The following is a 12,053-nucleotide window of genomic DNA, read 5'->3' as shown; positions in this document are numbered from 1 at the left end:
AGAAAGCTTATTGATGATTGTCAATATGACATATATCTAAAAAGTACTTTTTTAATGTCCGTTTCGCTATAAGGTTTTGCTATGTAGTCATTCATTCCTGCTTCAATAAAACGTTTTTTATCGCCATTTATAGCATTTGCAGTTACTGCTATAATAGGTGTTGGCAGGAGTGAGCCTTTGATTTCTATCTCTCTAATCTTTTTTACTGCTTCTATTCCATTCATAATTGGCATATTTTCGTCCATTAATATAATGCTGAAGCTATCATTACCAAACATATCTACCGCTTCTTGTCCATTGTTCGCGATCTTGTAGTCTACACCAAGTTCATCTAAAATTATACAAAGTAACAGTTGATTGGTCTTGTTGTCTTCCACGATCAACACAACACCGTCTGACAACTTCATATCATTGAGTTGTTTGTCGTTTATACTCAAATTTTTTTGATCTTTACAGGCTATATACGGCAATGATATTTTAAACAGACTTCCTTTCCCTAAGCTACTTTCTACCTTTATGTTTCCATCCATGATCTCTATAAGTTTTTTCGTAATAGAAAGACCCAAGCCTGTTCCGCCGAAACGTCTTGTTTTTGAAGCATCTTCTTGTTCAAAAATATTGAAAATCTTTTCAATATTTTCTTTTGCTATTCCTATACCGTTATCTTTAATATCAATGCATATCTCTTGTCCATCATTGTTAAAATGTACATTACACTCTATTTTTCCGCTTTCATCAGTAAACTTAATAGCGTTAGCTATGATATTTATTAAACACTGCTTGACTCTCACTTCATCTACTACAGAACATTCAGGGATATTGTCATCAATAGCAAGTTTATACTCTATATTTTTGCTCTTAAGAGATACGGTAAAAAGTGAACTAACTTCTTCAAAAAGTCTATGCAATTGACAATTTTGAGCATCTAAGAGCATTTTTCCGCTCTCTATTTTTGTAATATCTAAAATATCATTGATTATAGTCAATAAGGCATGTCCGGAATGAGTAATTGTGTCAAACATCTTTTGACGATCCGGCTCTTTTTCATTCTTTGAGAGTTGTTCAACAAATCCAAGTATTGCATTCATCGGGGTTCTTATTTCATGACTCATATTTGCTAAAAATAGTGATTTTGAAACAACAGCCTCTTCGGCAATCTGTTTAGACTCTTCAAGCTCTTTTGTACGTTGATATACTTGTCGTGTCAGATTTTTACGACCGTTATATAAAATGATTAGAACAAGGTAAACAATTAAAGAAAATATAGTCCATAAAGAAGTAAGTATTTTAGGAATATAATTTTCCATTTGTTTATCTAGATTTTGTGTACTGTAGACATAAACATTCCATGCACGACCCCCAATATGTAAGACATCAAGCACAGATTGTTTACCTATGTTTGAAAATTCTTTGCTTGATTTAAATAGAAGGTTTTTGTCTGATTTTTCACCATCATAGAGTTCTAAATATAGTGAAGGTTCTTTATCTAAAGAAGGTTGCATCAAATCTCTCATACGAAATGGACTGTAGACATAACCTAGTAATGCTTTGCGACGCTCTTCTACGCTATTTGTTGGCAGAGATTTCTTATATAATGGAAGATACATCAAAACACCGGCTTGCACATCCGAGTCAATCTCTTGTACAAGTGTTACGCGACCTGAGATAGTCGGGTATCCTGTGTCCCGTGCTGCTTCCATAGCTTCTCTACGTGTTGATTGAGAAAACATATCATAACCTATGGCTTCTCTATTGCGTGCATCTAACGGTTCCAAGTAAATAATAGTGCTGTATTGGTCTCGCTTTCCCTTTGGTTTTAGTTCAAAACTGGTATAGCCTTCTTTTTGCATTAAAGACTCAAGTGGTTTGATCTCATTTTCCTTAAGCATTAAGGCAATACCAAGACCCTGGATGCCGGGATAAAAGTTTTTGATTTGTAGATTTTTTACAAATATATGCCACTCTTCTCTGCTGACGTGTTCGCTTGCTTGATAAAAAGCGATACCGCTTCTTAGAGCATTTTCATAAACAAGCATACGTTTTTCAATATTGTCAGTGATTTTATTTACATTAGATTTAAAATAATTTTTATTACGTAGATCGTAATAATTTTTTGTAAAAGACCATACAAAATAAGAAATTATTAATAAGATTATAAAAAGTGTATTAATGGCTAATTTACTATCTAAAATAAATCTGTACATATTGCTAGGCCTTAATAAATATATATTGAAGGGTTAATCTTACAGCAAATTGGTTTTAGGTTACTTAAAAAGTACAATCTGCATAAATTCTAGGATATAATAATTTATGAAAAAGAAACTTCTACTCCTTGAAGATGATATTGCTTTAAATGAGACTGTTGTTGATTATTTTGAAAACTTAGACTACAGTGTTCTTAGTGTATATGATGGCAACAGTGCTTTAGATGCAATCTATGAAAACAACTTTGATTTACTTCTGCTAGATGTTAATGTTCCGGATATAAACGGCTTTGAGATATTAAAAAGCATAAGAGAACAAGATGTTACTACTCCCGCAATCTTCATAACTTCATTAAACTCTATGATTGACTTAGAAAACGGTTACGAGAGCGGTTGCGATGATTACATACGAAAACCGTTTGCACTTAAAGAGTTAAAATTAAGAGTTGAAACAATATTAAAAAGAGAGTTCTTTCATAACGATTCAAATAAAATAGAGATAGATGCTAGCATCTACTACGACACTGCAAATGATTTGCTAAGTGTTGGCGGTGATGATATACAGCTCAAAAACAAAGAAGCAAAACTGCTAAAACTCTTTTTACAAAACAAAGACAAGCTAGTCACCCACGAGGCGATATATGCAACTCTATGGGAGTATGGTGAGGAGATAAGCGAGAGTGCTTTGAGAACTTATATAAAAAATTTGCGAAAATATTTGGGAAAGGAAAAAATTGTCAGTATTAAAAAACTTGGATATAGATTTACCACAAAGTGAAAAAAAGACACTATACAGGTTTTTATCTCTATATGTTTTTTTCACCGTTGTAATTTTAAGTTTAACCATATCGCTATACTATACCCTTCAAAAAGAGTTGGCAAGTAGCCAAAGAACAATAGCACTGAATCAATACGCAGATAATTTTTTAATCTCACTCGAAGATTTAAATAATGATAAAACAGATACCCTCTTATATCCAAGAGATAAAAAGTTTAAAACCTCTTTGTATGGTGCGGATTATAAGCTTATATATTCAACTCTCTCAAAACCAAAGAACCTACTTACAGAAGTGACATATACCAATAATAAAATAGTCAGATATACTACGGAACCGGAAAAGTTTTATCTTAATGCTCAGTATATTATAGTTGAGACTGGGGACAATAAAGAGTGGCTCAATGAGACCGTTAAAACCATAGTAATATACAGTTCAATATTTTTTATCTTTATGTTAGTCATCGGATACTTTTTACTCAATCTGTTTTTAAAACCAATGAAAGATGCCATGCATCTGCTAGATACATTTATAAAAGATACAACGCATGAGTTAAACACTCCTGTAAGTACTATTATGACAAATATTGAACTCATAGATAAAAATAAAATAGAAGATGAGCATCTAATAAAATCAATCAACCGAATCGACATAGGTGCAAAAACAATCTCAAATATATACGATGACTTGACTTTTCTTATGCTAAACAACAAAATCATATCAAACAATCAAGATATAAATTTAAAAGAACTAATAGAACAAAGGGTTGAATACTTCTCAATCCTGGCAAATATAAAAAAAATAAAAATCACAACGGATTTAAATCCAGAAGCTACACTTCACATTGACCAAAAGAAGGTCTCAAAGCTCGTCGATAACATCTTATCAAATGCGATTAAGTACAATAAAATAGATGGTTCAATATACATTACCCTAGAAACAAACAAACTGAGCATAAAAGACACAGGTAAAGGTATTAAACAAGAGAGTATCTCTCTAATGTTAGATAGATATGCCAGATTTGATAAAGTTGTCGGCGGGTTTGGTATTGGTCTAAATATCGTAAAAATGATTTGCATAGAGTACAACTTAACCATAGATATAAAATCTGAACTGGATAATTGGACAGAAGTCTCTATCTCTTGGTAGATTCCACAATCACTCCACGATTATTTCATATACTTCTTCTATAACAACTAAGGAGAATAAGATGAAAACGATTAATAAAGTTTTATTGGGTTTAGCAGTAGTAGGTTCATTAACAGCAGCAATGGCAGACGGCGCAGCTTTATATAAAAAATGTACGGCATGTCATGGCGCAACAGGTGAGAAAAAAGCTTTAGGCAAATCAGCGGTTATTAAAGGTTGGGAAGTTCAAAAAACAGTAGCAGCTTTAAAAGGATATCAAGATGGAACTTACGGCGGAGCAATGAAAGGCTTAATGAAAGGTCAAGTTAAATCTTTAGATAATGCACAGATTGAAGCTTTAGCAAAATTTATTCAAGCACAAAAATAATGTCAAAATATCGAGAAAAGCTTTTAAAAGCTTTTCTTACTCTTTTTCAATAAAGAGTTCCATGCCGGTATGGTTTAGAAACTCTTTGCCAAGTTTAAATGTTTTTATAGCCATCTTAGCCTCTAAAAGAGTCTCAAATATTTTAATCTCTTCACCAAGTTTTACATGAAATTTTAATACACCGTCAACTTCTTTTTCTTCTATTTTATACTTTTCGCCTGAGTGAATCACATATGTTCCTTATTTATTTTACTTATATTTTTTACTCAACATATTATCCAATTATTATAAATAGTAATTAAAATTTATAACCAAGACCTGCTGATACAAGAAGTACATTTCCACCTGAAAACTCAAACTCACTGATCGTGCGCACCATACTTAACTTAATAATTTATCTCTCACGCATTCTTTATTCATATAATCCTCAATTCCTGTTTATTTAGATTTTAATTCCCCTAATTTTCCTTTATATTTTATTAATTTCTGATTATAAGTATTTATAATCATTGACAATGTAATCTGTATTGAGATATACTGGTCATAAATCTAGAGAAGTTTTGTTTTATTAGAAGCAAGATACTCTACTAAATGCTATTTCCAAAAATAGTATCTGATTGTGATTTACTCGTTGAAGTAAGCCTTACATACTTGCAGAATCTGTACTTGTCCACTAATGGAATTTACTCCAATCTCGTCTATATCATTCATATTCATTCGTTTCATGTATATCAATCATATGAGTTGTTTTTTAAACAAAAAATAAGGATAAAGCAAATGAAAGCTTTTAAACAATATTCAAGTCACATACTCCTATCTATGTTCTTTGTACTCACAATTTTTGCAGTTGGATGCGGTAGCGGTGAAAGTTCTGTTACAGCAACATCTATCCCTACCACTCCTGTTGATGGTGAGACCGATGTAGCTCTAAATACAAGTTTTGTTGCTTACTCTAACAAAGCACTTGATGCTTCCACGGTAAATGATACCACTTTTACAGTAACTGATGGTACTACAGCAGTTGCAGGGGTTGTGACATATGAGGACCATAACACTATGGTTTTTACTCCAACTGCTTTTATTTTTGCAAATACTAAATATACTGCGACAATCACTACAGGTGTTCTTGATACAAATGGTATTGCTCTTTTGAAGTCTGACTTGGTTTGGAGTTTTACAACAGGTGTGTTTACCGACTCTGTTGCACCTACAGTGAAATCAATACATCCTATTACTAATGGCACAGACGTGACGATTGACAGGAGTATTAGTGCCCTTATGAGTGAAGCACTTAAACCTTCAACAGTGAATACAGCTACCTTTAAATTAGCTACTACATCTGGTGCTGCACCTGTTGCTGGTACAGTGAGTTATTCCGGTAATACTATGACTTTTAAATCTACTGCAAATCTTGCTGTAAGTACTCAATATACTGCAACAATTACAACAGCCGTTCAAGACTTGGCTGGTAATGCTTTAGCAGTTGCTAAAGTTTGGAGCTTTACAACATCGGCAACTGCTGTACCTAGTGCAGTTCCTTCTGCAACATCAGGTCCACTTTCTGTAAATCTCGGTACAGCGGAAAATTTTGTAATACTTGCCAAGACTGGAATATCAACAACTGGTACCACAGCGATTACAGGGGATATAGGTCTTAGTCCGGCTGCTCGAAGTTATATAACCGGATTTTCTGATACTCTTGTCGGCACATATGCAACATCACCTTTAGTTACAGGAAAGATTTATGCAGCCGATATGACACCTCCAACTCCATCTAATATGACTACGGCAGTGAGCGACATGGAAACTGCATATACAGATGCAGCAGGGCGAACAATACCTGATTATACTGAACTGTATGCAGGTGATGTGAGTGGTAAGATTCTTACTCCAGGTCTATACAAATGGGGGACAGGTGTTTTAGTAACAAGTGCAGGTGTAACTATCTCTGGTGGCGCAACTGATGTCTGGATCTTCCAAATAGCAGGAAACCTCACTGTGAACAATGGTGCCATCATAACTTTAACCGGCGGTGCATTACCTGAAAATATCTTCTGGCAAGTTGCAGGAGGCACAGGTGTGACTCTTGGAACAACGTCGCAGTTCAAAGGTGTTGTATTGGCACAAAAAGGTATTGTTGTAAGTACTGGTGCAACAGTTAATGGCAGACTTTTAGCACAGACAGCAGTTACTTTAGATGCCAACGCTGTTACACAGCCTTAATTAAAACTATATATAGTCTATAAAACAGCAGATTTGCTCTGAAGGAAAGCCTTCAGAGTGTGCTGATGTATAAATCGGCCATTAACATCTTTATAGACTCTGCTTATCTCTCTATCTCTGTTATCAGTAGAGATACTTTTTATCTTAGAGTCATAATGACGGACAGTCTATAAATATTTATAAAGATAAAAGGTAAAACAACTGGCTACCCTTAAAAAAAGATCTTACCAACTAAAGAACGATGTAAACAAGCTGGTGTTGAATCACATATAAGTATTGATTCTCTTAAGTTACAATTATTCAAAATCAAAAATGCATTTTGGAAAAAGTATTTCTCCTTGTGCATGGGTATGTAGTCATATGGTTAAAAAATGGTGGACCCTCAGAGCTTCAAACTCTGAGAGTTGTGAACTTATTGTTTAAGGTTAATAGTCTTAATTTTCTGTATTCATCTCTGCACGAACTTTATTCATATCAAGCTCTTTTACTTGTTGAATTAGACCGTTTAAACTTACTTCATCTAAAGCACCAGCTTGGTTGAATATTACAACTCGCTCTTTAATTACCATAAGTGTCGGTATAGATTGAACTTGAAAGTGACCTGCTAGTGCTTGTTCTATCTCTGTGTTTACTTTTGCAAAAGCAACATCTGTGTTTTCTCCAGCTACCTTTTCAAATACAGGTCCAAATTGTATACAAGGTCCACACCACTCAGCCCAAAAATCTATAATCACGATATTGTTTTGTTCAACTGTGTCATTAAAGTTGCTTTCTGTTAAGTCTATATATGCCATTTTAATCCTTTCATTTAGCAAGGGAAACTATAACATAATGAAATTAGCTAGAAGTTAATAAAAGGTGACTGCTTTGACTCAAAAGAAACGAAATGAGTCTTACATAACTTTTTCAATTGCTAAAAATATAGTCAGGCATTTGTTTAATAGAATGTAGCTCGCTGATTATAGTATTCGGTGAGTTTTTTTATTTCTTAAGGTTGATTGTATGAATATAAATTTTTTAAAGATAATACTATTGAGATTGACTTTATCAATGCTTTTGTAGTTGCTTATAAACTAGCTGGTAATTGGATAGTCTTATTGATTTTTTTGTCAAATTTATCTGCTAATCTTCTTGATGTATCTTCAGCCTTTTTTTATTTATACAAGTATTAAGTGGGTTAACTCTATAAATCTGCGACCAATTTAACACAAAAATCATAAATACTCCGGTTTACTGACCGTCGAGTAACAAAAATATAGGCATAAGTTCGTGTTGTCAAAAAATCTCTGTAAGTATCGTAAATAAGGGGATTGTAAAAAAAAGTGGTGGACCCTCAGAGATTCGAACTCTAAAACTATAAATATCTTAATGATTCCTGTTGATTGCTTTTAGCCCCTATAATAGGTATAATAGCATACTTATTTGTTCTTTTTTATTCCTCTCGATATCTTCAAAAAAGAGACCTAGACATGAGACCTAATGAGACCCAAGACGAGACCCAATGAAAACTTAAAAAGGTTAGTATATGGCAATAGATAAAAAATCATATAGTAAAACTAATGATGCTGGTATTAAAATCCATAAAGATGGAGTTAAGTTTTGGTTTGATTTTGTTGTAGAGGGAAAACGATATAGTAGATTGTGGAGCAGTCAAAAATCTCACTCTCCTAAAGACCGGTTAAAAACAGCTAGAAGAGAACTTGATAGAATAAAAGATGAAATTATTCATGATAATGCGCTCTCTTCAGATGTTAATGCAACAGTAAGAGATTATTGGGAGAAATTGAAAATTGTAAAAGGGTGGAGTGATGTGCTTATCCGCAATTATGATTACTATTTTGAAAAGCACTTGTCAAAATTAGCAAAATTAAAAATACGAGATGTTAAAGCTTCCCAGTTCACTTCTTTAAATGTATCCTTAAAAGATTTCGCACCAGCAACAAGAAAAAAAGCATATGAAATTTTAAAACCACTTTTCGACTTGGCAGTTGAAGATGACTTAATCGTTAAGAGTCCTATTAAAAAAAGTCATATACCTGTTCGTAAACAACTTGAAGAGAAAAAGATTATTACAGATGCAGTAACCAAATATAAGAAAATACATGAGACAATACATCAACTATTTGGATCAGAAGACTTAGTAGTTATTAGTGATACGAAGAGTATTCAATGTAGTGAAAATCCACATCATAGAGCACTCTTTTTATTTGGGTTTTATGGTCGTAGATTACAAGAAGTTTTAACTTTACAGTGGGAAGATATAAACTTTGAAACTAATGAGTATATAGTTCGAGGAAGTAACTCAAAAGTTAATACAGATATGACATTCGCATTAGCAAGTGATGTTAGAGATGCATTACTTGAGTTTGTGGATACTAGAGGTAATGTCTTTATGATTAAGCATACTAAAGAGCATTACCCTAAAATAAGATTAGTATCTGGAATAGAAGAGTTTACTTTTCACTGGATGAGAAATCTATCTGTCAGTGCATTAAGTGTGATGGGTGCTAGTCTTGGAGATTTAACGGCATTACTTGGACACAATGATAGTTCAACACTTAAAAAGTATTTATCATTACAAAGAGAGACAGCAACAAGGAATACAAACGATATTTCAGCAAAATTATTAGGTACTAATAGAGAATAAACTAATTCTTTACATTAGATAGTTAAATGAAATAATCCATACTTTTATGCTATAATGTCTATAATTAATTAATTATTTACAGACAAAAGGAGATATTTATGATAAATAACTATACAAATAAAGTTAAAGAAATTATTTTTAATCATAACTCTGGCTGGGTATTTACTCATATGGATTTTAATAGTTTAGGTAATATGGCAACTGTTGAAAGAGTACTATCAAGAATGGTGCTGTCTGGAGAGATAAAGCGTATAAGAAGAGGAATTTATTATATTCCTGAAAATAGTCGTTGGGGAGAAGTTCCACCGTCACAATCAAATATTATTAAAGCACTTTCAAGAGCTATGAACACAGATTTTATTCCTGATGGTGCTAATGCTCTTTATCAACTAGGACTAACACAGCAAGTACCTATGAAACAGGTCTATCTTACAGATAAACAAATTTCTACTATCTCAATCGGTAAAACAGATATAGAATTTAAAAAAGTATCATCCAAAAAACTCTCAGGTGCTAAAAGTGGTGTTAGTGTGTATTTGAGTGCTCTTGAATACCTTGGTAAAGAGGAAGCTTTCCAAGAGAGTGTAAAGTCAAGAGTTGCTAATACTATTAAGAAAAGTATGCTTGGTAAACTAGAAGAGGCATCAGAGTCTAGAGCAGTTTGGGTTCGTGAAGTTGTTAAAGATATTACAAGAAGAGTTTCATAATGTATGAATTTGTAAAATTAGAAAGAAAAGAACGCTCACAAGCTTTTAGAATCGCATCAGAAAAGCTAGGTTATCCAGCTTATGTCATTGAGAAAGATTTTTGGGTAACTTATATACTTGATACACTTTTTAATAGAATCAATCATAAGCATAGAGTTTTATTTAAAGGTGGTACTTCACTCTCTAAATGTTATAAACTTATAGATAGATTTTCAGAAGATATAGATTTATCACTTCATATGGCTGACTTAGGGTTTGAGGGAGATAAGGCACCTCATATAGTGGCAACAAAAGAGTCAAAAAGTGCATCTAAAAGAGCAGTTGAAGATTTAAAAGTTGCTGGAGAAGTGTTTTTAGAAAATACGATATTAGTGTTACTTAAAGAGAAAATAATAGAGGATTTAGGAGTAGGAGAAAAATGGAGTTTATTGCTAGACGACACAAATGCTGAAAATTTACTTTTTCACTATCCAAAATCACTAGAAGACGATGAATATGGAAATAAGTATGTAAAGCCTGTTGTACTTATAGAGACTGGAACAAAGTCTGAGCATATACCAAGTGAAGATATTGAAGTTAATTCACTTTTAGAGGATGCTATAGCTGAGATACACTCAAAAGCAGTAGTTAAAGTATTGAGTCCAAAAAGAACTTTTTGGGAGAAAGCAACCCTTCTACATGCCGAGAATAACATTAATCGTGTTGAAAGAGTGAAAGAAAGACTGAGCAGACATCTTTATGATATTGTAATGTTAAGTAGAAGTTCTATTGGTGTAGAAGCTATGAAAGATTTAGCTCTGTTAGACACTGTGGCTAAACATAAAGCATTTTACTATCGTTCGAATGCTGCGAAATATGATGAAGCAAAAGTTGGTACATTGAAAATTGTACCTAAAGGTGAAATACTGGAAGCTTTTAGAATTGATTATGAAAAAATGAGAAGTATGTTTGCTGGAGAGGTTATTGAGTTTGATGTGATTATCGAAGAGCTACGGATATTAGAAGATAAGATTAACAACTAATGTCAAGCAGCCAATACTACATGCCACAAGCGGAGTCTTATGTTAGGATTGAACAATTTCATATATATACAAAAGATGACATAATTGAAATGATTTTGCATTGGTTCAATGAAAACCATGAAGATCCAGCTGAACATTGTCCATATGATGAAGGTGAATATATTTATATATATGGAGGTCCGATTACGGCCGATGATGTAATAAGAGAAGAGTTTTGGGATTTAGAAATAGTTGATGAAGACTTATTAGAAGAAGTTTTTGAGCAAATACCTAATAGGTATGATGATTTTTCTTTAATACCAGATATTAGCTGGTCAGATTATACTGCAAATGATCCAGCTTGTATTTTTAATGAACATATCCAAGATATAGCAAAATTAATGTCAGTACATAACAGTGATTTACAATTACACCAAAAGTACTTAAGTTTATTATTCTCAAATGCAGTTACAACTTTTGAAACTTTTATAGCAGACTCACTTATTCAGATACTTCATGAAGATGACGTGTCTAGAAATCTTTTTTTAGAATCATTAAACATTAAGAAGGATAACAAAGAACGATTGATAAGAGAATATGAAAAATATTGGACTGAGATTGTTGAGTTAATATATTCTATTACTTTTTCTAATCCTAAAAAGTTAAAAAAACATTTTGTCAGTATCCTTAAAATAGAAGTTCTAGATACTAATCTAAAAGAACTTCAGAAAATAGCTGAAATAAGAAATAATATTATGCACAGAAATGGTAAAAATAAAACTGGGGAGAAGGTTCCAGTAGATGAAAGTGCTATAGATTGGTGTATAAGTACTATAGTTTCTATAGTATCGGATATAAACTATCATGATCGGATAGATGAAGAACCTATAGAAATGATTCCAGAGATAGATATAGATTTTTAAAATACAAACTACATGGTCTAAGTTTCATGTATACATGATTTACAAAAAATATTAAA

The 12,053-nt window shown here is 32.7% G+C and carries 11 protein-coding genes; 8 read left to right on the top strand and 3 right to left on the bottom strand.

Features of this window, described 5'->3' with window-relative positions:
* Nucleotides 1-20: 20 nt before the first annotated feature.
* The gene (locus ABYK18_RS05200) at nucleotides 21-2,204 is read right to left on the bottom strand and encodes a CHASE domain-containing protein (protein WP_373035591.1); all 2,184 of its coding nucleotides are present in this window, start codon (nucleotides 2,202-2,204) and stop codon (nucleotides 21-23) included.
* A gap of 106 nt (nucleotides 2,205-2,310) precedes the next feature.
* On the opposite strand from ABYK18_RS05200, the gene ABYK18_RS05195 reads away from it, so the two are divergent.
* The 3 genes from ABYK18_RS05195 (at nucleotide 2,311) to ABYK18_RS05185 (ending at nucleotide 4,496) form a co-directional block, all read left to right on the top strand.
* Nucleotides 2,311-2,982 (top strand): response regulator transcription factor, encoded by a 672-nt coding sequence (locus tag ABYK18_RS05195; RefSeq protein ID WP_373035590.1) that lies wholly within the window; start codon nucleotides 2,311-2,313, stop codon nucleotides 2,980-2,982.
* Nucleotides 2,939-4,129, top strand: coding sequence for a sensor histidine kinase (locus tag ABYK18_RS05190; RefSeq protein WP_373035589.1), 1,191 nt, complete (start codon nucleotides 2,939-2,941; stop codon nucleotides 4,127-4,129). Before ABYK18_RS05195 ends, ABYK18_RS05190 begins: the two co-directional genes overlap by 44 nt.
* A gap of 61 nt (nucleotides 4,130-4,190) precedes the next feature.
* Nucleotides 4,191-4,496: a cytochrome c gene (locus tag ABYK18_RS05185; RefSeq protein ID WP_373035588.1), complete on the top strand. Its 306-nt coding sequence runs from the start codon at nucleotides 4,191-4,193 to the stop codon at nucleotides 4,494-4,496.
* A 36-nt stretch (nucleotides 4,497-4,532) separates the two neighbouring features.
* On the opposite strand, the gene ABYK18_RS05180 is transcribed toward ABYK18_RS05185, so the two are convergent.
* Nucleotides 4,533-4,727 carry a hypothetical protein gene (locus tag ABYK18_RS05180; RefSeq protein WP_373035587.1) on the bottom strand — a complete coding sequence of 65 codons (195 nt, stop codon included), beginning with the start codon at nucleotides 4,725-4,727 and terminating at the stop codon, nucleotides 4,533-4,535.
* A gap of 546 nt (nucleotides 4,728-5,273) precedes the next feature.
* Here ABYK18_RS05180 and ABYK18_RS05175 point away from each other — a divergent pair.
* Entirely contained in the window at nucleotides 5,274-6,719 is a 1,446-nt protein-coding gene (locus ABYK18_RS05175) for an ice-binding family protein (RefSeq protein ID WP_373035586.1), read from the top strand.
* A gap of 434 nt (nucleotides 6,720-7,153) precedes the next feature.
* On the opposite strand, the gene trxA is transcribed toward ABYK18_RS05175, so the two are convergent.
* A complete protein-coding gene (gene trxA, locus ABYK18_RS05170) occupies nucleotides 7,154-7,513 on the bottom strand; it encodes a thioredoxin (RefSeq protein ID WP_373035585.1) in 360 nt (119 codons plus the stop codon).
* A gap of 731 nt (nucleotides 7,514-8,244) precedes the next feature.
* Here trxA and ABYK18_RS05165 point away from each other — a divergent pair.
* The 4 genes from ABYK18_RS05165 to ABYK18_RS05150 all read left to right on the top strand — a co-directional run bounded on the left by ABYK18_RS05165 (nucleotide 8,245) and on the right by ABYK18_RS05150 (nucleotide 11,997).
* Nucleotides 8,245-9,366 carry a tyrosine-type recombinase/integrase gene (locus ABYK18_RS05165; RefSeq protein ID WP_373035584.1) on the top strand — a complete coding sequence of 374 codons (1,122 nt, stop codon included), beginning with the start codon at nucleotides 8,245-8,247 and terminating at the stop codon, nucleotides 9,364-9,366.
* 98 nt (nucleotides 9,367-9,464) lie between these two features.
* The gene (locus ABYK18_RS05160) at nucleotides 9,465-10,073 is read left to right on the top strand and encodes a DUF6088 family protein (protein ID WP_373035583.1); all 609 of its coding nucleotides are present in this window, start codon (nucleotides 9,465-9,467) and stop codon (nucleotides 10,071-10,073) included.
* Nucleotides 10,073-11,095, top strand: coding sequence for a nucleotidyl transferase AbiEii/AbiGii toxin family protein (locus ABYK18_RS05155; RefSeq protein WP_373035582.1), 1,023 nt, complete (start codon nucleotides 10,073-10,075; stop codon nucleotides 11,093-11,095). Before ABYK18_RS05160 ends, ABYK18_RS05155 begins: the two co-directional genes overlap by 1 nt.
* Nucleotides 11,095-11,997: a hypothetical protein gene (locus tag ABYK18_RS05150; RefSeq protein ID WP_373035581.1), complete on the top strand. Its 903-nt coding sequence runs from the start codon at nucleotides 11,095-11,097 to the stop codon at nucleotides 11,995-11,997. Before ABYK18_RS05155 ends, ABYK18_RS05150 begins: the two co-directional genes overlap by 1 nt.
* The last annotated feature ends 56 nt before the right edge of the window (nucleotides 11,998-12,053 follow it).

Origin of the sequence: Sulfurimonas sp. (assembly GCF_041563495.1) — a bacterium.
Classification (GTDB): Bacteria; Campylobacterota; Campylobacteria; order Campylobacterales; family Sulfurimonadaceae; genus Sulfurimonas.
This window is presented reverse-complemented; position numbering and strand designations above follow the sequence as displayed.